Source organism: candidate division WOR-3 bacterium (assembly GCA_039802205.1).
Classification (GTDB): Bacteria; Hydrothermota; Tepidihabitantia; order SM23-42; family JAOAFX01; genus JAOAFX01.
In genome coordinates this window covers 1-21,126 of record JBDRWD010000049.1, presented here as the reverse complement: position 1 = coordinate 21,126, position 21,126 = coordinate 1, and the positions used below count along the sequence as shown (strand labels likewise).

Sequence of the window (21,126 nt, the reverse complement as noted above, 5' to 3'; positions counted from 1 at the left end):
CGATGATTTAGCGTTGGTATTTTTGTAGGGCAAGGTTTTTGTATTGCATAAATAAAAAATGCCTGCCTGAAGTCCTCTGGGGGTAACCGGTAAAATGGTAGGCACAGGCTTTAGCCTGCGGATAAATGTTTTTAAATCCCAGGGTATCTCGCACCCTGAAGGGTGCGGCTACCACTAATACTCCGAGCCTGTTTGCGGGCATAATAATTTTACAAAATGGAGAAAACCAGGCAATTTGCGGAGTTTAAAAGATGATAATAACATTCAGAGGGGTGCAATTCATATAAATTGATTTGGAGAAGAATTCCCCTGTGTATTGTTTCCGGAAAAACTTTATTGATGGGTAATCAACCCTTTTGTTGCAAATTGACACAAATGGTGTTGCACAATTGCAACAATATTTTTGTCCATTATCGCCAAATTATAACGAATTCCCATGCCATTTTCTCTTTTTGGCGAACTCAGTTAAAATTGTTGCATACATGCAACAATAACCTCAGCTAAATGCCCTTTGAGCCCAAAAAATCAATGAAATTTCATTAATTTTTATAATAGATTATTTACTTTTCCAGGCATGAAATTTGCATATAAATGAAGAAGGGGTAGAGTAAAAAGGGCGGAGAGTGGCGAGGGGTTTTGTAAAAAAATTAAGCACTTCCGCCCTTCTTTTTATTTCCGCCCGAAGGAGCAAGATGAAGAAGAGAAAAAATCCAACTGGAATTATACCCAATATTAAAGAGTTTAAGATGAAAGCGGAACAAAAATATATCGTAACAATCCTAAATTCGGTGGATTGGCATATCACTCAAGCCGCACAATTGATGGGAATAAATCGTTCCACGCTTTTTAGAAAAATGAAAAAATACGGTATAACAAAAAAGATACCTCCAGGATGATTTCCTTAGTGGAATAATTCAAGATATCTAGGGTTATCTCTTAATTGAGCATAAGAGAAGTATACAAATCCGCGCAGGGGTGTCTTTTTTATCATCTCTATTTGCTCCCTTATCGTCTCAGGATTTAGACAGTATATTCCGAGTCCAATCACTACCTTTTGGGGAAAGTTTACACTCTCCAGGGTATTTTTTATAATCCCATCAATATTCCGGGTATAAGCCATTAAACAGACGAAGTCGACATAGTCATTGTTCACCCAGGTAACCCAGTCTTGATAAAATTCGACACGGGAATTGAAAGGATCGGGTTTAACTGCTGCAGATAAAATACAGTTGGACTTGATCGATTTGATTTTATCTCTAATCTGAATTATAAATCCAGTCAAATCATCATTTATACATTCCCTCCAACTTCTCATCAGATCATCCAGACCCGTTAAACCAAATCTAATTTTAAGTGTCTCGGAAAAAAAATCTAATGGGTCATAAAAGTATTCCCGCTGGAATTTCGTCCGCAGGTAAATATCATAAACAAAATCTTCATGTGGATAACGGACATAATCAATATGGATGCCATCAAAATCATATTTGCTTATAATCTCTTCGATGATTTTTAGCAGATAAATACGCACGCTCGGATTTGCCGGGGTCATGAAATAGCCTTCGATATTTAATTTTTTTAATTCGTCGGTACGATAATTGAGAATCGACCTTCCTTCACGGTCAAATACATACCAATCTTCAGCAAAATTAATGGGATGTCGCGGATCATTTGAACGGGGTGCGTATCCCCAAGAATACAGAAGATTGACCCAGGCCGAAACCTTAATACCTTTCAAATGGGCATAATGAAGGAGCTCTCTCAACCATCGGTCATCGTTCATTTTTGTTGGAACAATCTCAGATGGATAATATGCCTCACCATTCCCAAACACCTGCAGGAAAATATGATTGAATTTATCACCAATGGTCTCAAAAATTTTTTGATTATCCGGTATTGACCAACGCGGAACCCATATCCCTTTAAAATCGATCGAATAGAAAATAAAGACTATCAAGGGCATGAAAGAATTTAACGAAAAATAGTTCGATGTCAAGATTATTGCTATTGACAAATCCAAAAATTTATATAAATTAACATATGCTCATTAATCAACTAACCTTTGGCTTTTTCTGGACGGTCCTCTTATTGTCCCTGGGATTGTTCTATCTCTACTTTAAAAACCAATTTGATAAAAAATTTCTCTATGCTGGATTGTTTTTCCTTTTCGGCTCTGGATTTCTTTTCTCAAGTTATATAATGAATCTTTCTGCGCTATCAACCACGGCAATGATTTTCTGGAACCGATTCATGTTTGCCTGTATCTTTTCCTATTTTTTTGTATTCCCGGCTTTTGTCTACAATACCCTTGGCCGAGATTATAAGAAAAGCCTCTGCTGGGTTTTGGGCATTTTCTCCTCGGTAATCATCGTTTTAACCATTACCACTGATTTATTAGTCCAGAAGAAAATCCTTATTTTTGCCGGTGTATACCGCCCTTTAAAAACAAAATTCACCTATTTTCTGCTTTTGCTTTTGAGTGTTTGGGCGAGCTATATATTTTATGATAGTCTAAAATTTTTGAAAAAGAACAAACCCGCAATGATTGATGTCCGACCGATGATTGTCGGAATTATTATTGCCGTAATCCTGGGATTAATCGATATCATTGGCACTTACCTCAATCGCCCATTTATTCTCCAAATTCGTGATCCCTTTATCTTTGGTATCTTTGCCATCATGTTTACCTTTGCCTGGACGTTTCTTTCACAGTATGCATTGGTTTTTGCCAGTTTAAATAAATCTAAAGAAGAGATTGAAAGACTTATCGCCAAATCCAATAAAAATTTTATGGAATTCGTCCAACTGATTGCTAAAACCCTTGATGCCAAAGATGAATATACTGCAGGACATTCCTTGCGCGTCCAGGAATATGCCCTTAAAATTGCCGATGAGTTGAATCTTTCGGAAACTGACAAAGAAATACTAAAACAGGCGTGTCTGCTCCATGACATCGGAAAGATAGGAATTCCGGATGGGATATTGAATAAAAAGAGTCCCCTCACTGAACAAGAAAAGCGTTACATAATTAATCATCCCATCTTAGGGAAAAAAATCCTCAGCACGGTTAGTGAATTCAGACCGATACTTGACATTGTTTACAGTCACCATGAAAGAGTTGATGGCAAGGGTTATCCTCAAGGACTTGATCGTGATAAGATTCCACTCCTCGCGAGGATCATCGCCGTCGCTGACACTTATGATGCTATAACCTCCGCAAGACCTTACCGGCGAGCAAAACGGCGAGAAGAAGCAATTGAAGAACTAATAAAGGCAAAAGGGACACAGCTTGATGAACAACTTGTTGATATATTTTTAAAGAGCCTCGCTAAGGAATCATAAACTCTTCAGCTTTCCTTTTTCTAATCTATAAATCGTTTCGGCAGTCTTTTTTAGAAAATCCATATCCTGAGATATTACAATATAACTGTAATCACCTTCAAGTAAAATTCTTTCAATCTCCTCTACACCCTCCGGATCAACACCATTTGTAGGCTCATCAAGCAGTAAAATTTTCGGTTTCATTGCGAGTACTGTTGCGAAGGCAAGTCTTTTTTTCTCGCCTTCCGAAAGATTATAGGGTGCGCGATCTTCAAGTCCCGTCAAACCCACAAGTTTTAAAGACCATCTAATCCTTTCTTCTACCTCGCTTTTGGATAAACGCAGATTCAATGGGCCAAAAGCAACTTCTTCCCGAACACTGGGACAAAAAAGTTGATCATCTGAATTCTGGAATAAAAAACCAATACACTGACGGACCTTTTGAAAATCCTTTTCCTCTCTCATCTCCTTTCCCATTATCTCAATAACTCCTGATACGGGTTTTACGAATCCCATGATGATATTGAAAAGGGTTGTCTTACCACACCCATTGGGACCAATGATCCCTATTCTCTCGTCTTTGTGGAGAGAAAAATTTAAACCATTAAAGAGGAGTGGTTTACCGTTATAGCCGAACTTTATTTCACGTAATGTGATAAGGTTATCTTCAGACATCAGACGATTATAATTATGAACCCAGCAATAGTCAATATTAGAATACCCCAGAAATCAAGAGGTGAGAATTTGAAGTGTTCAAGAAGCCAGAATTTTCCACAAAATCCCCGGCCCACCATTGCCCGATATAGATTATCTGCTCGGTTATAGCTTTTAACCAGTAGACTCCCGACAATATATGCAATCGTCTTGTAGGTATGAATAGAATTTCTCAGTTTAAACCCCCTTGCTTTTGCTGCCCGCATTATCTTTTCATATTCATCATAAAGAACCCAGAGATACCGATATATTAGAAAAAACAGGAAGACAAGCTTTTCTGGTATTTTGAGATGGAGTAGACTATGGACGATATCAAATATACTTGATGTCGCTATAAGACTGATAAGAATCAAAAGTATTGCATTTGCCTTTATGGTCAATAATAATGTAAACAAAACACCTGGCTGACTTATCTTCAAACCTAATATTTTTAATAATGGTTCGCCTGGATATGTCAAAGGAAGAACGAGCCAGAGGAGTAGGAGAAATTTATCAACAATCAGTAATCTATTTATTATCTCCACGAATCTTATCCTCGCAAGCATGACCAAAATAATGCTGATTAAAAGTCCGATTAACGAAGGGATCAATTCATTCTGTAGGGCAATAATCACAGAAAATACAAATGCATAAATGATCTTTATGCGCGGATCAAATCTGTGGATTATAGAATTACCATTTATATATTCATTAAACATTGTTCTTTCGCTTCATAAAAAATGCAATAATGCCGACTATGCCGATGATATATCCAATGCCGCCCACGACTTCAGTAATGCCAATTTTCTCTTGCTTCTGCTCGGCAATCAATCTTAATACCGGACGGATTTTCTCATCAACTACCCTTTCCACTATTCTTTCCAATAAGGTGGTATCAATTACCGCGGTCTCTGTCTTTGGGGCTTCTTTATACCTTTCATTTTTTTCTACCTTTACCGCAATTTCCTTTTTTACTTCCGGCAGTTCATCGGCACTCACTATTGTCTCAGCCCGATGTCCCATACCACCGATGACCACAATTCTTAAATCATCTTTTTTAGGTATGACAAAAGAAAATTCACCAAGCGAATCGGTTTTTCCGCTGAGAAGTTTATTACCACTCTTATCATAAACTTCAATCTCTCCACCCTTAATCTTACCACCATCGCTGGCATAAGATTGGGTATAAATCTTATTTCCTTCTACTGTTGCAAAGATATTGATCTTATGCGCCAAACAAATGGGTGGTATGGATAATAAGAGAATGAAATTAATGAACCTCATCTTTTCTCCTTACACCCGCTCAATCGGGTATTAATGAAAACATATTTCAAAGTAATTCCGGTTTAACTTTTTTTAAGAATAAAATCACAAATCCGGTAAGGATACCTTCAATAATCATCACCGGAATATGGACAATTATAATCATCTTCGCTACAGGCATAAATACCTCGCCACTAAGAGCAAGAGAGATTGCGACGAAAAAACTGGCTAAAAGAACGCTCAAAAATCCGGTGAGAAAACCACCAACAAAATTCCAAAATCGGCTTTGAACCTCCACCAATTTCTTAAAAATCAGAAAACAAAAGACGGCAGAAGTTGCCATTGTTGCGGTATTCACCCCGAGTGTTGTCAATCCCCCGAACTGGAAGAGTATCGCCTGCAAGAATAAAGCCAGAAGAAGGGCTGGGAATGCAGCCCAGCCCAATATTATTCCTGCGAGTCCGTTGAGAATTAAATGGGCGCTTGTCGGTCCTACTGGAATATGAATTAGCGAAGCAACAAAAAAGGCAGAAGAAAGGACAGCAATCTTCGGCATATCTTTATATTCAATTTTTTTTAAACCGATTGCTGTTCCGGTTACTGTAATGGAAGCCCCACCTATTAAAACCGGCACAGTTAGAACACCTTCAGCGATATGCATATAATACCTCTTCTCAACCCCAACCCAATAACCATTTTTACTTCATCTCCTCAACATAAACCCATATCACCGCCCCGATTTCCACTGGATATTCTTTCCTGTCCTGTTTATTGAGCATCTTCGTTTCCCTTTCACTCAATGCTGCAAAACCCCACCACCCTGGTCTGGGCATGGCATAGACAAATACACCATTGGCATCGGTCCTTGTCACCTGGGTAATATAGGGTTCTTTGGGTGCGCTATATTTTTTATCAATGTTATAGAACTCAATCTCAACATCGGTAAACGGTGCGGGTTTACCATTTACCTTTACCAATCCGCAAAATACATTTCCCGCATATAACCCATAAGGACGGGTTAATGGTATAATTTCTGTTTCAAGCCCGATTTCCGCATCCCATCCTTCTTGCATTCCAAATCCGTTCACCACGGTCTTTGTATAATGAATAATAAACTTTTCTTCAGCCGGTTCCCAGTAGGGTGCGGGTTCAACATAAAACACATAATCACCGGGTTGTTTTAATTTATAATTTGCGTCCCAGGTTGAAAAACCATCAACCTTCTTTTCTGAGAGCGTATTTAAAAGATTTTCTCTTTTTTCACCGCCGATTAGAACCCCAAACTGCAAAGGTTTATCCATATTCATAATTGCCTGTTCAAATGGATGACAGAACATTAATTGAAGATTGATGTTTGCCGATTTCTGGTCTTCAACGATATTAGTGCTGGGAATTATCATCTGAAAATGTGCATATAATGGAAGAATCAAACATAGCCCCATACCAATCAATAATTTTGTCCTATTTTGCAACATTTTTCTCCTTTCAATTGTTTTTGTTTGCCCTACAAACAAGATTGCATCTGCCTCTGTAGGGCAAGGCTTTAGCCTTTTTGAATAAATCCCTAAAATTCATAATGGACACCGAAAGTTGCAGTCTTTGCCTCAAATTTAAAATCACTCGCAAACCCCGCATCAACCATCAATCCATCTTTTATTGTATATCTACCTCCCAATAACCAGTTCTGAGCTTTTTTATCGCCAAGTACTTCACCGCCAAAGGCAAATTTTTCTATTGAGTAAATAAATGCACCTGCATAGGTTATACTTGAATCCCCTGTTGTATAACCAAGGTTAGCATCTAATTCTATGGGTCCAAATCCTCGAGTAAGAATACCATTCAAGGCATAAGCCGAACCACCGATTTCTGCGACAAAAGATGCAGCCAGAAAGTCAGGAACGAGGGAATATTTGAATGCAAGTTCAGCCGGAACAAAAGAATTCTTTGGTTCTGAAACAATATTGAAACCGAATCCGATTCCAATGTCCATTTTCTCTGTCAATCCATGTTTGAATCCCAGTCCGAACATCCCCGTTTCTTCCCATATATCATAACCGATTTCCAGTTCATATGAACCTGATGGAACCGTCCCCGCGTCATCCGTACCGAACGGTCTTGCACCATAGAGGCTAGCGATAAGGATAGTCATTATTAAGGCAACTGCCTTAAGATGCTTTTGCATTTTTACCTCCTTGGTGTTATTTTTTAAAAAAAAGTAACACTAAGTTAAAAACAAAAATCAAACCCACGCGCATATCCCAACTGAATTCACAACGATTTTTTTCATTATACCTCCCAATTTAATTCATGCAAGCTTTTTGCCTGTGCTTGTTGTTGTCAACTGTCCGTGCTTTATCCCTTTTGTGCTCAGGAGTCTATCTGCAATACTCTTTACTTCATCTGCTTTACCTTTTATTGCGAGAATCTCAAGACAATTGTGCTCATCAAGATGGATATGCATTGTAGAAATTATCTGTTTATAATACCTATGTTGTATCTCAGTTAAACGCTCGGTAAGCTCCCTGATCTCATGGCTATAAACCATCGTAATCGTTGCCACGATTTCTTCGTTTGAAGACTCCCATTCCTTCTGCACCAATTTTTCTCTAATCAACTTTCTTATCGCCTCAGACCGATTTTTATAACCCTTTTCTCTTATCAACCGGTCGAATTCAACAAGCAACTTCCGACTCATTGACACCCCGAATCTTGCTGCTTCAGACATGTCCACTCCTTAGTGTTACTTTTTTAAAAATCATAACATATTATATTTAAAAATTTGATATTGTCAATGGCGAGATTATCGACTTATTGCTTTCTCAATATCAAAATCAATAAAATCGCAATGGTGAATTAAAACTGCCTCGGGAGAACGTTTGACCTTATCCCCTTCTTCCGAGTGTGCCGCAACGATATGGGCCACTTCTAAGGGTAAACCTGCTTCCAAAACCAGCTGATACCCAGAAACCGGATGGCGGACCAGTTCTCCATACCGGCTCTTTATGAATTTTCCTTCTTTAAATTCATATTCCAGGAGCTTTCCCACATCGTGAACCAGAGCCCCAGCCAGGACGATGTCCTGATTAAGTTCTTTTCTCATACGGGCAATTGCTAAAGCCATCTGGGTTACGGAACGGGTATGTTCAATCAGGTTTTTTTGTGTCGGGATTAAAAGGGTAAACGGGATATTTTCCAGTTCTTTCCAGTTGCCCCTATTTATCGCCAGCAACCAGGCTTTAACCACACCCTTTTTTAGTTCGGCATTTTCTATCTGGGCTATTTCGGGAAATATGCTGATTATATAATTCTCATCCATTAGTCCTCCAGTTATTTCCCAAGATAATCAGGTCTCACCCGGCGGATTTCAAATATTTTAATAAACCGCCGGCGTTGATAATCTCTTTTTCCAATTCTGACAGAGGCGCTGCCTTGTATCTCTTGCCCTGCGTGAGATTATTGACTTCTCCGGTATCAACATTTACCTCCAGGATGTCACCGTCATTGATCTCTTTTGCCTCTTTTAATTCCAGTGTGATTAATGCGGTATTAACGCAGTTGCGATGGAAAATCCTGGCAAAAGATTCGGCAATGACTAAATTGATTCCAGCACCTTTGATTGCAATCGCGGCGTGCTCCCTTGATGAACCACAGCCAAAGTTTTTTCCTGCCACGATAATATCCCCTGGTTGGACATGTTTTAAAAATTCCTCTCCCCTATCCGTTCCTTCCATGGCGTGTTTTGCCATTTCAACTTTGTCAGTCAGAGGCAGATATTTTCCTGGGTAGATCTGGTCCGTATCAATATCGTCGCCAAAACACCAGGCCCTTCCACGAAAAACTGGATTTTTTATTCCACTATTATGAGATTCCATATTTTAACTCCAGAACTCCATAGGGGATGTAATCATTCCTCGCACCGCGCTCGCGGCGGCTGTTGCAGGCGAGGCGAGATAAACCTCGCCACCCTTGCCCAGTTTGCCAATGAAATTGCGATTGGAAGTAGAAATCATCACCTCACCCGGCGCCAGAATTCCGGGATGACCCGTGGTACACAGAGCACAACCAGGATTGACCACTACTGCCCCACTCTGCAGAAATATCCGATAAAGACCGGCCTCTTCAGCCTGCTGGGCCACCTCGTGCGTTGCAGGTACGATGATCAAGCGCACATTTTCATTGACTCTCTTGCCTTCAAGAATCTTTGCTGCAATCTTTAAATCCTCGAATCGACCGTTTGTGCAAGAACCGATAAAAACTTGGTCAATCTTTCTACCCGCAACCTCTGCCACATCCACAACATTATCCGGGGAATGAGGACAGGCAATCTGGGGTCGCAAATTGGTGATATCAAACTCGTAAACCCTCTCGTACTCAGCGTTTTCATCAGCACTTATGGGTTCAATATTTTCTACATTATGACTGCGTAAAAATTCAAAGACCGTTTCATCGGGTTCGATAAATCCGACATCCCCGGACATCTCTGTCACCATGCTCGCCATTGTAATCCGCTCGCTCAAATTCATCATCCTTATCGTCTCTCCGCAGAACTCAATCGCCCGATTCAGTGCGCCGCTGGTCGTCAAATTTTTGAGGATATACAGTATCACATCTTTTGCCGTAATCGGATATTTCAAAATGCCATTTACAACAATCTTGATCGTATGGGGGACTTTAAACCAGAGTTTGCCTTTATAAAGAGCACCGGCGATGTCAGTCGTACCCATCCCAAAACCTGCGGCACCTATTGCACCCAGCAGATTCATATGGCTATCCGTACCGACCACAACGTCCCAAGGCTTGACCAGACCATTTTCCAAAAGGATATGCTGTCCAACACCTGTGTTTACATCAAACAGTCTAATGCCTTTTTCACGTGCGAATTGCCGTAAAACCTGCTGGTTTCGGGCAACTTTTTCATCCCGCGGAGGGATATGGAGATCAAATGTAATCGCGACCTTTTTATTATCAAATACCGGCATATCACCAAAATTTTCTTTGAACTCCTGGACGACATTAGGTCCACCGAAATCGCGCATCGCCACCAAATCAAGTTTTATCCAGATATATTCATTGGGCTTTACCCTTTTCCCAGAGGCACGGAAAAAGATTTTTTCAATTATAGTCATAATTTCTCGGCTATCGCCCTTGCCATATCTATTGTAGAAGAATCTCCACCCATATCATAAGTTTTAACTTTACCCTCTCGAATAACAGCAGCCACTGCCCGTTCTAATCGCTCAGCAAGTTCTTTTTCTCCAAGCCATTCAATCATCATCTTAGCAGCAAGAATTGTCGCAATTGGATTAACCTTATACATCCCGGCATACTTTGGTGCTGAACCATGTGTGGGTTCAAATACTCCCAACTTCTCGCCTATATTTCCCGAACAACCAAACCCCAATCCCCCAACCATTTGTGCGCACAAATCCGAAATAATATCACCGTAAAGATTTGGTGCTACCAGGACATCGTAATTATGTGGATTTTTTAAAAGCCACATGGTAATCGCATCAACGTTCGCTTCATCAAACTGGATATCCGGATATGCGTTTGCAACTTCACGACCCACTTCTAAGAACAAACCATCGCTCGCACGGACTACATTTGCTTTATGGATGATGGTAACCTTTTTCCGTTTATTTTTGCGGGCATATTCAAATGCCGCACGGATGATTTTCTCACAACCCCTTCGGGTATTTATCTTGCACGAAATAGCCAATTCTGCCGGAAGTAAATTTTTAAACGGCTCAAAATTTTTGGAGAGATTGTTCAATAATTTTGATAATTCTTCGGGCACTGGATAAAATTCCACACCCGAATATAAATCCTCGGTATTCTCCCGAAAGACAACCAAGTCTATATTCTCTTTGTAATTCAAAGGATTACCGGGATATGCCTTACAGGGGCGGAGGCAGATATAGAGGTCAAATAACTGGCGCATGCGCACAATCGGTGAACGGTACACCAATCCCTTGCCTTTTAGTTCGGGATTCAGTTCTTCTTCCGCCTGTCGGGTGGGTTTAGAAGTAATCGCCCCGAAGAGTGCCGCGTCTACTTGCTTCAGTAAATCAATGGTGCGGGGTGGCAAAGGATCGCCTTCCTTGCACCAGAATTCCCAACCAATATCTCCGGGAATATATTCGGCATCAAGTTTTAATTTATCAAGAACAATCCTTGCCGCATCTAAGACATCCTTACCAATCCCATCGCCCGGTAACCAGGCAATCTTATATTTTGCCATTGTACCTCCTTAAAACCAATTTAGAAGTCGTATATTTTACTCAAAAAAATATCTTTAGTCAACAAAATATCACAACATCGATTGACTTTTAAATCTTTTTGGTTAAAATAAAGAAGCAGGAGTCAAAATGAAAAAGGTTCATGTTATAATAATTGCGGTCATTGGGGGGGCAATCATCTTCGGGTTGATAATTGGCTTGGGATTTCGGGGTGCGGCTTTTACTTCAGGAGGTAATATTGGTGTAATTGAGATTGAAGGCATTATCACTTCTTCAAAAAAAGTCGTGCATCATATTAAACAGTTTGCCGAAGACCCCTCTATTCAAGGTATCCTCGTCCGTGTCGATTCTCCGGGTGGAGGGGTCGCTGCTTCCCAGGAGATATATGAGGAACTGCGCAAAGCCAAACAGCAGAAAAAAATTGTCGTCTCCATGGGTGCGCTTGCGGCTTCGGGTGGTTATTATGTCTCCCTTCCGGCAGATTTAATCGTTGCCAATCCTGGAACTATCACCGGTTCTATTGGTGTCATCATGCAATTCCCCGTGTTTCAAGAGTTGATGAAAAAGGTGGGGATTGATTTTGAAGTAATCAAATCTAAGGAACATAAAGATATCGGTTCACCTTACCGGAAATTGACCGAAAAAGAAAAAAAATTGTTACAGGATGTAGTAACTGATGTTTATGAACAATTCGTCCAGGCGACCTGTGATGCTCGCGGACTTCCGAAGGATAGCGTGCTAAAAATTGCCGATGGCAGAATCATTACCGGTAGGCAGGCAAAGGAATTGGGTTTAGTGGATACCCTCGGCTCCTTCGAAGATGCAGTCAAAATCATTGGTGATATGCTCGGAATCGAAAAACCTAATCTTATCTATCCTCCCAAAAGATACAGTTTGATCCAACTCATTACTGAACCAATAGAAAAAATTTTCATACCCCAAATTTTCTTTCTGTGGCGATAAGCAAAAGATTTCTTTTTATTCTCCCGCTCTTATTTTTCTTCTCCTGCTCCGGCGAAGACATCAACCCCAAACTTCTGGAGTATTTTAAAACAGAAAAAGAACTAAGAAAAAATATCAATTCGGAAAAAGAACTAAACGATTCTTTGTCTGCCCTAAAAACACGTTTGAAAATAGACCCGGATAAAGAATTAAAAAGATTTGCCAGTAAACCAGAATTATGGCTTAAATTTTTGAAGGCAATTGATGGTGAAAAATAAAAAAATCTTCGGAGTTATTGAAGGCTTTTACGGCCGTCATTATTCCTTCACCGAACGTTGTGATTTGATAAAATTTCTTTCGGAATTGGGTCTGAATACTTATGTTTATGCACCAAAAGACGACCCTTATCACCGCAGGGAATATTTTAAAATTTATCCTTTATCTGAGTTGAAAGAATTCGAAAATCTTAATAAACTAGCCCGCCGATATGAAGTCGATTTCAATTATGCCATCTCTCCAGGCACCGAACCAATGCTAAAAGCACTAATTAAAAAGATAGCCTCTATGATGGAAATCGACATCAGACATTTTAGCATTCTCTTTGACGATATAAAAATTAAACTCGACTCAAACACTGCCCTTGTTCAAGTCAAATGTGCTAACGAAGTGTGGGCGCTCCTAAAAGATAAATGGCAAGATGCTGAATTATTCTTCTGCCCAACACAGTATTACGGTTTTAATAAAACCGAATATATCACGACGATTGCCGAAAATTTAAATAAGGAGATAAAAATCTTCTGGACAGGCCGGTGGGTTATTGCCTCCAAAATTACTGTGGAAGATATAAATAATATTACCCAGATTTTAACCCGACCGCCATTGATTTGGGATAATATCTTTGCTAATGATTATCTCCCGGGAATAATCTTAAAATTTCCTTATCGGAATCGCGAACCCAGGATAGTCGAGAAAGTTTGTGGTATTCTCCTCAATCCGATGAACCAGTATCTCCAGTCAAAACCATTAATATTTACGGCTGCTGAATTTTTTAAAAATCCCTTCAACTATAGCCCGAAATATTCCTGGCGAAAGGCAAAAATGTTTTATTGATCGTCCTGACTTCATACCTTTTGTCACATGGCGCATAAAAGGCATAATCCCTTCCCTCTCGAAAGAGACTCATCTTCCTAAAAAATCTCTCCCGATTGAAGACCCTTCAAAAACCAATCGCAAAAATGCTTCGCATAAAAATCCTGGGTCTGAATAATAACCATCCCGGAATTCCATCAAAAATATGAAGGGCACAAAGGCAAATTGACCGTGTAATTTTAATTAAGTAAAAAATCGTGCCTTCGTTAAAACCTTTCTGAAAAAATCCTCGGAAACACACGGAAAAACGACAATCTTTACCTCAAGCTTGAAAGAAAATACTTTGTAAGGCTTTGTATGTTGGGAGCAGTTCTTTAGGCAATCTTCACCAACTTGTGGAAATCGTTAGATGATTTTTTGCGGTTGAGAGGGTATTCTAAATTTTCTGTTTGTCTAAGGACATTATATTAACCTCTGGATTTTTAAAATTTCTTTACTTTCTCAGTCCGGATATTCTCTCAGTTTAGATAGCCAGCCTTGATATTCTGCTCATTTCCATTGACAAAACTGATTATTTCATTATAATTATAAAAATGATAATTCATTTATTTTTTGTACAGATTCTAAATCCTTTCATTTCAGGAAGCATACTTGCACCAGATGATTATACCGATGACTACTTTACTACAATTTACCAACTTGGAATTGAAAATGATTTTTATAGAAGAGATTTTGGCTGGGGAATTTATGTTGATTATTTTTATAAAAAAGATTATCCTTTTGCTGACCCCTACTTCATAAAATCAGGTATCCCTATGGTAATCAATGCCGGTGGTGTAGGATTGCAAGTTAAATATTTTGGCATCGGTTATATTGAATTTGGAGTTAAATTTGGTTATTATATTGGTAATCTTTCATATCCCATTCTTGGAGATAGTGGTACTGTAATAAAAGTAGTAGATAAAAGAAATTCTTTGGGTATGAGTGTGGGGACCAATATAATGCATAATTTTGGCAGAATAAGGGCGGGTATAAAATTCTGGATCAATTTAATCAATTTCGATTCAACTGGTCCCCGAACTCACTGGGATTATACCTCTTCACCAGATTACGTTTCATTGAGTAGTGCTGGTTTCGGTATTATTATGGGCATAAATAAAAGGGATAAAGAATGAAACAAATTTTCTTAATAATGATAATCTCAACCACTCTCTGGGCTGATGGTGGTATCATACCGCCAAGGTATAATGAAATCTATGGGCAGGACCAGGTGGCGATAATAAAGGTTTTACCGGATTCAGAGGAATTATCGATACTGGTTAAAGTCGCCTGGGCGACAGATTATAATGGCTTTGCCTGGGTTGTGCCTTTCCCATCACTACCATCAGTAAGCGAAATAAATGATAGTCTATTCATAAATTTATCCGCACTCAGTTCAATTCAAAAAAATTACGGTGGTTGTGGAGGTTCTTATTATGGCGAAGGTGGTTATTATTATGGCGACGATTATTTCAAAATTATCGAATTCAAAACTATCGGTTTCTTGCAGACGGTTTTGATACAGACTAACAATCCTGATACACTCGTAAACTGGCTTACAAACAACGGATATTCACTGCCCGATGGAATGCGCGATATGTTTCAGGATTACATAAATCGTAACTGGCAGTATTTCTTTATTGCCCGTGCTGATACAAATTATAATTATTATAGAATCAATATCGGTGTCTGTTTCAAATTTGCCACTGACACTATTGTCTATCCAATGAAGATTTCTTCACTCACTTCCGCCAATTACACGGCGCTTTATCTCTATGTAATTGGGCAACACAAAATGTTTTTTGATAATGCCGAACTTTTATATGCCAATAAAATTTCAAAAGATGAACTTGAGAATATAAAAGAGGACTTTCCGGTGCTCTTTGATTATATCAAAGAAGGTGATTATATCACCAAACTCCGTCGGACCTATGATTATCCGAGTGCTATGAATTCAGATATAGTGGTTTATCAATCACCCGATGACACTGAATTCAGAGAGGAAGAGAAGCCCTACTGGTATATGGGTTTTGCCAATAGTATTTTTTTGCCAGCAATTGTCTTTCTTCTTTATATTGGTTATATGAGAATTAGAAGAAAGACAGATATCAAACAAAAACCCGCTCGATAAATCGGACAATTAAATAGTCGAAAAAAGATGGCCATGCCGCGAAAGCCTGACTGGTTAAAGGTCAAACTCCCTTCAGGTAACGAATTTAAGGAAGTCTTTGAAACCCTTAAAAAATATAATCTTTCAACTGTGTGCCAGGAAGCACGCTGTCCCAATATTGGCGAATGCTGGGCAAAAAAGAGTGCAACAATTATGATTCTGGGAAAAATCTGCACCCGTGCCTGCAGATTCTGTGCGGTGACTACTGGTAATCCAAAAGGATATTTAGACCCTGCAGAACCGGAAAATGTTGCTGAAGTAGTAAAAAAATTCGGGTTGCGTTATGTGGTAATAACTTCAGTTGACCGCGATGACCTTAAAGATTTAGGAAGCGGTCATTATGCCCGCACAATTGAAGCAATAAAAGAAAAAAATCCCGAAACCAAGGTTGAGGTGCTGATCCCGGATTTCAACTGCAAAGCAGAACTCTTGAAAAAAATAATTGACGCTAAACCATTCATCATTGGACACAATCTGGAGACTGTAAAAAGACTAACACCTTATGTAAGAGATAGACGATGTAGTTATGAAGGTTCATTGAATGTATTAAAGATAGTGAAAGACCTAAATTCTAAAGCAATTACCAAAAGCGGCTTCATGCTCGGTCTGGGCGAAGAAGAAAATGAAATCATTGAAACACTAAGGGATTTAAAAAATGCCCGGGTTGATATCGTAACGATTGGGCAATATCTTCAGCCCACACGCCGTCACATTGCAGTCAAAAAATATTACACGCCCGCAGAATTCAGCAAATTTAAAAAAATCGGCGAAGAAATTGGAATAAAATATGTGATCAGTGGGCCTCTTGTCCGATCCTCATACCACGCCTCAGAAATAATTTTTTAAATAAATGAAATTAACGAATAAAATTATATTTTATTTTTATTAATACTAAAATAGAATGGTATGGTTTATGAATAAAAAATTAATTTCTTTGGGGAAATTTATCAATCTTGATTATTTCCGCAAGGATATGCGGTATTTCATTATTCTCATGGACTCCTGTAAAGTTCATTGCCTTTGGTCCAAAGGCGAATAGCGGCACCATCAAGGCAGTATGGTCTGAACTCAACCAGCCGCATTTTATTTCATCACCGCTAAGTGTGCCTCCAATTATTCCCAGACCACCTGTCTCATGGTCGGCGGTCACGATGACGATGGTATGCGAATCTTTCAGTGCAAAATCAAGCCCCACCTTTACTGCCTCATCAAACATTAAGACCTGCTTAACCATCCCATCTATTTTATTTGCGTGACATTCCCAGTCAATTTGACTCCCCTCAATCATCAAAAAGAACCCATCAGGGTCTTTACTGAGAATCTCTATCGCCTTTTTTGTCATCTCCCCGAGCGTCGGTTCGGTTGAATCGTTTTTCATATTCTCCATCTGAAAAAGCCCGAGTAGATAACTACCATCGGCTTTCAGCAATTGAATTTTATCTTCCACAAAAAAATAACCCAGTCTTTTTGCTTCTTTAATAAGGTCCCGCTCATCCTTTCTTTTACTCCCTTTGACTTTTCTGGGCAGAAAGAATGCCTTGCCACCACCAAGAAGTACATTCACCTTATTGTAAATCAATTGAACCGCAATTTCCGATTCGTCACCCCGACTTGATGTATGGGCGGCAAATGTCGCAGGTGTAGCATGGGTAATTGATGAAGTCACAACCAAGCCCGTTGATTTTCCTATCTTCTGACACACTTCAAGGAGTGTGCGATAAGGATTGCCCGCAGAATCAACACCAATTGCGCCGATTTTGGTCTTTATACCCGATGCCAGGGCAGTTCCACCAGCCCCAGAATCAGTTATCAATTTGTCAATCGCACAGGTATTAACCAGTCCCGTCACCGGCATCAGTTCCATATTTAACCTACCCAGGGCACCTCTGCTCTTTATCCTTGCGGTCTGAATCTGGGCAATACCCATCCCATCGCCAATAAAAAAGATAATATTCTTGATTTGAAGTTCGGAGGGCAGTAGCGGTAGACGGGAAATTTCCTGCCCAAATATCAAACAGAAAATTATTGTCATAAAAAATATTTTTCTTATCATTATAAACTCCTTTTTGATGGTTTAATTATAACCACATTTTTCTCACTGTCAATTTTAATTGCAGAATAGAGCGGAACAATATTATTCTATGGTAAATTCTATTGATGTTTAATAAAAATCCAAAGGTAAGAAAAAAAGAGTTCGACTGTTCAATTTCTTAATAGACAATCTTATACCCTCAAATCCTTTATAGAGTAACCATTTGATTAAAAATTAAAATATGGCAACAACATTGAATATATTACTCAATCTTATTTCTAAGTTTAATCAATTTTGCTTTACCCAGTAATTTCCGACCAGAATAAATATGCAAATAATAAGTCCCTTCAGACAACTCCGCTATTTTTTGATCCTGGATTACTAATGTCTCAGTGCATTTGAAATGAGCTTTAAATACCAGTGCACCCAGGGCATTGTAAAGTTTCAATGTAAGACCACTTTTTCCAAATCCAAAATATTTTATTTCTATCTTATTATTAAAAAATGTTGGTACATAAAACAATTTTCTATTTTTATCGCTAATAGTCTCAGGACCGATAAAAATGAATCCAGAACGTGGGTTAATTGTAATCACTGCACCTGAATCATAATAGGTATTATTATGGTCAAAATAACTTCGTTCTAATACATACTGGTAGGCGTTCAATGTATCAAGATTCAGTAAAACCACCCCATTACTATAATTTCGTTTCAGAAAAACAAATCCTTTTGACGAATCTTGCATGGCAACCACTTGGTATGAATTAGTTGGGTGACCGATGGGGAGATAATAATAAGTCGGATATATCGTGCAACTATAGTGGCAATACTTACCGCCCGAAGTATCATGCATAAGTACATACACATTCTCTCCATTGACCATATAAAAAGCTGCGGCGGTGTATAATATTTGTTGGTCATTAACCACACCCGCAAGTAGAACATATTTTTTCTGTGGATTTTGTGTGATTATCTTTATCCAGTCATAAGTAGTCTTAGGTGAAACCCATTTTCCTGCTCCGAATTCACATGAAACAGTAAATGAACAACGCATAATGTAATCAACATAATTTTTGTAACTATCAAACAAATCAGCAGATAATCCAGCAAAAAATGGAATTTCGGGTAATCTATTTTTTAGCATTTGAGTAAATTCATAATGTTTTTGCTTTCTAATTGTGTTCGTTTCATAATCCGGGGAACCATCAGGGACCATACTAATTGGATGTAGAAAGTTATCAAAATAATATCCGGTAGGTTTGTAGATGGTATAAACGCTATCGTATAACCATCTCAGGTTTTTATAAAAGATATTCCTAACATATTCGCCATCACTCCCATAACGAACATAATCTTCCCGGGAAAAACTTGTGTCATTAAAAGGCCAGAGATGAGACACAACTCTACCAAGTGAATCTCTGATGAAACCCCAATTAAGTGAATCCTTAATATAACTATGAGGATAAAAATCGCCACCGCCGAGATAAGTAATCCGCCATATAGTATCTTGTCCGCCATGGGTTACAGTGTATCTGATGTAGGCAGCACTGGTCATAACATAATGAAAAAGTTCAGCTTCTGGTTTAACTAACCCAAAGCGAAAGAGTGCTAATTTATCTCCTCTAAATAAGTCGTGTTTTGCGATCGCAGTTATCCAATCCGGTGCTTCGCTGCGGAAACTGACCAGTTTAAAATTTGCCATGGGCAATACTGGTAAGGTTTTATAACTGCCATTTGGATTAATTGCATACATACGCAAATTATCCACCCATAATTTAATTAAATTATTACCATTTTTGTTGGCAGTTATTTCTAATATTGGTCGGACTCTCCATATTGTATCCGCAAGATAAATTTTAACGGGAATTGTTATCCAATCAATATTACTGTTAAAAGTACTAATTGTTGTATATGTGGAATTTATTAAAATTCTTAACCGACATATAACATTTTGGACACTATCAGTCTTTAGGCTTATAAGAATTAATAAACTATCGCCAGTAGGGAAATTCGTTCCAATTCCAAAAGTTTTATTGGTTGTAGTATCAATGTAGGCAAAACTCAAAGTTATGGTCCGGTCTTTTGTATCAGAAACAGTCCGCTTTAAATAGACAAACTGCGAACCGGCGCCGCTAATTTTATTATTAAAATCAATGAATGTCTTCAGATATGGTTTAATCGTATCATTTGCAGAAAAACTAATCCCGGCTGCTACAAGTATTTCTGGCCATAAAGTATCTCTTGGTACTGGTTTGTGATTAAAATAATAATTTTCGTACATCTCCATCTCGCCGTAGCCAGCAGTGTAATTTAGGGATTCGGCAAAGGAGGATATGATCATAGGAAGCAATAAAATCTTTATTCGAGACAATATTATGAAAATGAACAATCTTTTTCCATTCATATCTCCTCCTGTTTTTGGCTCCTTTAAGATAATTGTATCTATAAATTGAAAAAACATTAAACCTAACTCACAATTTATACAACGCACTTTTTGATCAGTACTCCCCATCCTTTATTTGTTCTCTAATATCTTTATCCTTGCCTCAGTTCTCCTCAGATATTCCTGTGCCTTGGTATGATTTGGGTCGTATTTAAGAACTTCCTTGAAAATTTTCAATGCCTCTTTGTATTCGGCATTGATAAATCTTTCAACTCCTGCCCTATAAAGCGCTTCTATCTCCTCGGGGGTCTTGGATTTCTTCACTAAATTTTCTGGACTGGTTGTAGTCTTGGGCTTGTTTTTTGTGACCAATAAGGAATCCATCAGTTTCATACGATTCAATGCTTCGGTCTGGGTGGAATCATATTCCGCAATCTTACGATAATAATAAAAGGCTTCTGCGTACCTTGCTGAATCTTCATTTGTCCGCGCCAGTGCCATTATACTATCAAGCCATTTTCTCTCCATAGAATAAAAATTATGATTTTTTCATCAATATTAAATCCATATTTGGCGAAATTTTGAAGTTCGGCTAAAACCTGCTTTGCCTGCGGTATTTCCATGTTTTTCAACAGATAATTAAAAGAATCAAGGCGGGTATGGAATTTATGATAATGCTCTGTTATCCTTTTTCTATCTGATAATTTAACCATTTCAAAGATAAAATTATTGTTTGTGGCTGAAACCGTAAACTGCCTTCGCAAAACTTCATAATCAGGGGCTTCAAGAATAATATCGTATTTGCCCGGTGGTAATGAAAGGTAAAAAGTGCTCCGCCTGGTAGTGAAAGACTTATTTAGATTTTCAAATCTTACCTGAACATATGGAATTGGTTCTCTTGAGATTGAATCGCATATTGTACACTGGACATTGATACCATCCGATGTCTTTTGGGCGT

Annotated in this window: 25 protein-coding genes; 8 read left to right on the top strand and 17 right to left on the bottom strand. The window is 38.6% G+C overall.

Translation table 11 applies throughout. The annotated features are described in order from the left end of the window. Positions 1–7: 7 nt before the first annotated feature. Positions 8–202 carry a hypothetical protein gene (locus tag ABIL39_09450; protein MEO0166347.1) on the bottom strand — a complete coding sequence of 65 codons (195 nt, stop codon included), beginning with the start codon at positions 200–202 and terminating at the stop codon, positions 8–10. A 490-nt stretch (positions 203–692) separates the two neighbouring features. Here ABIL39_09450 and ABIL39_09445 point away from each other — a divergent pair, with 490 nt between their 5' ends. Next, positions 693–896 (top strand): helix-turn-helix domain-containing protein, encoded by a 204-nt coding sequence (locus tag ABIL39_09445; protein MEO0166346.1) that lies wholly within the window; start codon positions 693–695, stop codon positions 894–896. Positions 897–901: 5 nt separating this feature from the next. On the opposite strand, the gene ABIL39_09440 is transcribed toward ABIL39_09445, so the two are convergent. After that, on the bottom strand, positions 902–1,960 hold the full coding sequence (locus ABIL39_09440; GenBank protein MEO0166345.1) for a family 10 glycosylhydrolase: 1,059 nt from the start codon (positions 1,958–1,960) through the stop codon (positions 902–904). Between the two features lie 77 nt (positions 1,961–2,037). On the opposite strand from ABIL39_09440, the gene ABIL39_09435 reads away from it, so the two are divergent. After that, positions 2,038–3,339, top strand: a complete 1,302-nt coding sequence (locus ABIL39_09435) for an HD domain-containing phosphohydrolase (GenBank protein ID MEO0166344.1) — start codon at positions 2,038–2,040, stop codon at positions 3,337–3,339. On the opposite strand, the gene ABIL39_09430 is transcribed toward ABIL39_09435, so the two are convergent. The 11 genes from ABIL39_09430 to ABIL39_09380 form a co-directional block, all read right to left on the bottom strand. Next, on the bottom strand, positions 3,334–3,993 hold the full coding sequence (locus tag ABIL39_09430; GenBank protein ID MEO0166343.1) for an ABC transporter ATP-binding protein: 660 nt from the start codon (positions 3,991–3,993) through the stop codon (positions 3,334–3,336). The genes ABIL39_09435 and ABIL39_09430 overlap by 6 nt on opposite strands. Then, positions 3,993–4,730: a cobalt ECF transporter T component CbiQ gene (cbiQ, locus tag ABIL39_09425; GenBank protein MEO0166342.1), complete on the bottom strand. Its 738-nt coding sequence runs from the start codon at positions 4,728–4,730 to the stop codon at positions 3,993–3,995. The genes ABIL39_09430 and cbiQ overlap by 1 nt, the downstream gene beginning before the upstream one ends. After that, entirely contained in the window at positions 4,723–5,295 is a 573-nt protein-coding gene (locus ABIL39_09420; GenBank protein MEO0166341.1) for a hypothetical protein, read from the bottom strand. Before ABIL39_09420 ends, cbiQ begins: the two co-directional genes overlap by 8 nt. Before the next feature lie 46 nt (positions 5,296–5,341). Continuing rightward, entirely contained in the window at positions 5,342–5,935 is a 594-nt protein-coding gene (gene cbiM / locus ABIL39_09415) for a cobalt transporter CbiM (GenBank protein ID MEO0166340.1), read from the bottom strand. A gap of 37 nt (positions 5,936–5,972) precedes the next feature. Continuing rightward, positions 5,973–6,749: a DUF4198 domain-containing protein gene (locus ABIL39_09410; GenBank protein MEO0166339.1), complete on the bottom strand. Its 777-nt coding sequence runs from the start codon at positions 6,747–6,749 to the stop codon at positions 5,973–5,975. A gap of 89 nt (positions 6,750–6,838) precedes the next feature. Further along, positions 6,839–7,456, bottom strand: coding sequence for a hypothetical protein (locus tag ABIL39_09405; GenBank protein ID MEO0166338.1), 618 nt, complete (start codon positions 7,454–7,456; stop codon positions 6,839–6,841). Between the two features lie 123 nt (positions 7,457–7,579). Continuing rightward, positions 7,580–7,999, bottom strand: coding sequence for a nickel-responsive transcriptional regulator NikR (gene nikR / locus ABIL39_09400; GenBank protein ID MEO0166337.1), 420 nt, complete (start codon positions 7,997–7,999; stop codon positions 7,580–7,582). A gap of 75 nt (positions 8,000–8,074) precedes the next feature. After that, positions 8,075–8,590: an HD domain-containing protein gene (locus tag ABIL39_09395; GenBank protein ID MEO0166336.1), complete on the bottom strand. Its 516-nt coding sequence runs from the start codon at positions 8,588–8,590 to the stop codon at positions 8,075–8,077. A 34-nt stretch (positions 8,591–8,624) separates the two neighbouring features. Beyond that, entirely contained in the window at positions 8,625–9,146 is a 522-nt protein-coding gene (locus tag ABIL39_09390) for a 3-isopropylmalate dehydratase small subunit (GenBank protein MEO0166335.1), read from the bottom strand. A 3-nt stretch (positions 9,147–9,149) separates the two neighbouring features. After that, the gene (locus ABIL39_09385) at positions 9,150–10,400 is read right to left on the bottom strand and encodes an aconitase/3-isopropylmalate dehydratase large subunit family protein (GenBank protein MEO0166334.1); all 1,251 of its coding nucleotides are present in this window, start codon (positions 10,398–10,400) and stop codon (positions 9,150–9,152) included. Further along, positions 10,397–11,515 carry an isocitrate/isopropylmalate dehydrogenase family protein gene (locus tag ABIL39_09380; GenBank protein MEO0166333.1) on the bottom strand — a complete coding sequence of 373 codons (1,119 nt, stop codon included), beginning with the start codon at positions 11,513–11,515 and terminating at the stop codon, positions 10,397–10,399. Before ABIL39_09380 ends, ABIL39_09385 begins: the two co-directional genes overlap by 4 nt. Positions 11,516–11,642: 127 nt before the next feature. Here ABIL39_09380 and sppA point away from each other — a divergent pair, with 127 nt between their 5' ends. The 6 genes from sppA (at position 11,643) to lipA (ending at position 16,599) form a co-directional block, all read left to right on the top strand. Next, complete coding sequence (gene sppA, locus ABIL39_09375; GenBank protein ID MEO0166332.1) at positions 11,643–12,476, top strand: signal peptide peptidase SppA; 834 nt, start codon at positions 11,643–11,645, stop codon at positions 12,474–12,476. After that, complete coding sequence (locus ABIL39_09370; GenBank protein MEO0166331.1) at positions 12,467–12,733, top strand: hypothetical protein; 267 nt, start codon at positions 12,467–12,469, stop codon at positions 12,731–12,733. The genes sppA and ABIL39_09370 overlap by 10 nt, the downstream gene beginning before the upstream one ends. Then, positions 12,720–13,565 carry a beta-N-acetylglucosaminidase domain-containing protein gene (locus tag ABIL39_09365; protein ID MEO0166330.1) on the top strand — a complete coding sequence of 282 codons (846 nt, stop codon included), beginning with the start codon at positions 12,720–12,722 and terminating at the stop codon, positions 13,563–13,565. Before ABIL39_09370 ends, ABIL39_09365 begins: the two co-directional genes overlap by 14 nt. Before the next feature lie 572 nt (positions 13,566–14,137). Further along, positions 14,138–14,719 carry a hypothetical protein gene (locus ABIL39_09360; GenBank protein ID MEO0166329.1) on the top strand — a complete coding sequence of 194 codons (582 nt, stop codon included), beginning with the start codon at positions 14,138–14,140 and terminating at the stop codon, positions 14,717–14,719. After that, a complete protein-coding gene (locus tag ABIL39_09355) occupies positions 14,716–15,714 on the top strand; it encodes a DUF2330 domain-containing protein (protein ID MEO0166328.1) in 999 nt (332 codons plus the stop codon). The genes ABIL39_09360 and ABIL39_09355 overlap by 4 nt, the downstream gene beginning before the upstream one ends. 27 nt (positions 15,715–15,741) lie before the next feature. Beyond that, positions 15,742–16,599: a lipoyl synthase gene (lipA, locus tag ABIL39_09350; GenBank protein MEO0166327.1), complete on the top strand. Its 858-nt coding sequence runs from the start codon at positions 15,742–15,744 to the stop codon at positions 16,597–16,599. A gap of 79 nt (positions 16,600–16,678) precedes the next feature. Here lipA and ABIL39_09345 read toward each other — a convergent pair whose 3' ends face one another. The 4 genes from ABIL39_09345 to ABIL39_09330 all read right to left on the bottom strand — a co-directional run. Continuing rightward, complete coding sequence (locus tag ABIL39_09345) at positions 16,679–17,806, bottom strand: alkaline phosphatase (GenBank protein ID MEO0166326.1); 1,128 nt, start codon at positions 17,804–17,806, stop codon at positions 16,679–16,681. A gap of 241 nt (positions 17,807–18,047) precedes the next feature. Beyond that, complete coding sequence (locus ABIL39_09340) at positions 18,048–20,189, bottom strand: hypothetical protein (GenBank protein ID MEO0166325.1); 2,142 nt, start codon at positions 20,187–20,189, stop codon at positions 18,048–18,050. A gap of 111 nt (positions 20,190–20,300) precedes the next feature. Beyond that, positions 20,301–20,696 carry a hypothetical protein gene (locus ABIL39_09335; GenBank protein ID MEO0166324.1) on the bottom strand — a complete coding sequence of 132 codons (396 nt, stop codon included), beginning with the start codon at positions 20,694–20,696 and terminating at the stop codon, positions 20,301–20,303. Then, the coding region (locus tag ABIL39_09330) for a hypothetical protein (GenBank protein ID MEO0166323.1) at positions 20,669–21,126 on the bottom strand (458 nt) is incomplete at its 5' end. The genes ABIL39_09335 and ABIL39_09330, both read right to left, overlap by 28 nt.

Coding starts and splice junctions, on each gene's coding strand:
- ABIL39_09450 (MEO0166347.1), bottom strand. CDS start 202: ATGCCCGCAAACAGGCTCGGAGTATTAGTGGTAGCCGCACCCTTCAGG.
- ABIL39_09445 (MEO0166346.1), top strand. CDS start 693: ATGAAGAAGAGAAAAAATCCAACTGGAATTATACCCAATATTAAAGAG.
- ABIL39_09440 (MEO0166345.1), bottom strand. CDS start 1,960: ATGCCCTTGATAGTCTTTATTTTCTATTCGATCGATTTTAAAGGGATA.
- ABIL39_09435 (MEO0166344.1), top strand. CDS start 2,038: ATGCTCATTAATCAACTAACCTTTGGCTTTTTCTGGACGGTCCTCTTA.
- ABIL39_09430 (MEO0166343.1), bottom strand. CDS start 3,993: ATGTCTGAAGATAACCTTATCACATTACGTGAAATAAAGTTCGGCTAT.
- cbiQ (MEO0166342.1), bottom strand. CDS start 4,730: ATGTTTAATGAATATATAAATGGTAATTCTATAATCCACAGATTTGAT.
- ABIL39_09420 (MEO0166341.1), bottom strand. CDS start 5,295: ATGAGGTTCATTAATTTCATTCTCTTATTATCCATACCACCCATTTGT.
- cbiM (MEO0166340.1), bottom strand. CDS start 5,935: ATGCATATCGCTGAAGGTGTTCTAACTGTGCCGGTTTTAATAGGTGGG.
- ABIL39_09410 (MEO0166339.1), bottom strand. CDS start 6,749: ATGTTGCAAAATAGGACAAAATTATTGATTGGTATGGGGCTATGTTTG.
- ABIL39_09405 (MEO0166338.1), bottom strand. CDS start 7,456: ATGCAAAAGCATCTTAAGGCAGTTGCCTTAATAATGACTATCCTTATC.
- nikR (MEO0166337.1), bottom strand. CDS start 7,999: ATGTCTGAAGCAGCAAGATTCGGGGTGTCAATGAGTCGGAAGTTGCTT.
- ABIL39_09395 (MEO0166336.1), bottom strand. CDS start 8,590: ATGGATGAGAATTATATAATCAGCATATTTCCCGAAATAGCCCAGATA.
- ABIL39_09390 (MEO0166335.1), bottom strand. CDS start 9,146: ATGGAATCTCATAATAGTGGAATAAAAAATCCAGTTTTTCGTGGAAGG.
- ABIL39_09385 (MEO0166334.1), bottom strand. CDS start 10,400: ATGACTATAATTGAAAAAATCTTTTTCCGTGCCTCTGGGAAAAGGGTA.
- ABIL39_09380 (MEO0166333.1), bottom strand. CDS start 11,515: ATGGCAAAATATAAGATTGCCTGGTTACCGGGCGATGGGATTGGTAAG.
- sppA (MEO0166332.1), top strand. CDS start 11,643: ATGAAAAAGGTTCATGTTATAATAATTGCGGTCATTGGGGGGGCAATC.
- ABIL39_09365 (MEO0166330.1), top strand. CDS start 12,720: ATGGTGAAAAATAAAAAAATCTTCGGAGTTATTGAAGGCTTTTACGGC.
- ABIL39_09360 (MEO0166329.1), top strand. CDS start 14,138: ATGATAATTCATTTATTTTTTGTACAGATTCTAAATCCTTTCATTTCA.
- ABIL39_09355 (MEO0166328.1), top strand. CDS start 14,716: ATGAAACAAATTTTCTTAATAATGATAATCTCAACCACTCTCTGGGCT.
- lipA (MEO0166327.1), top strand. CDS start 15,742: ATGGCCATGCCGCGAAAGCCTGACTGGTTAAAGGTCAAACTCCCTTCA.
- ABIL39_09345 (MEO0166326.1), bottom strand. CDS start 17,806: ATGATAAGAAAAATATTTTTTATGACAATAATTTTCTGTTTGATATTT.
- ABIL39_09340 (MEO0166325.1), bottom strand. CDS start 20,189: ATGAATGGAAAAAGATTGTTCATTTTCATAATATTGTCTCGAATAAAG.
- ABIL39_09335 (MEO0166324.1), bottom strand. CDS start 20,696: ATGGAGAGAAAATGGCTTGATAGTATAATGGCACTGGCGCGGACAAAT.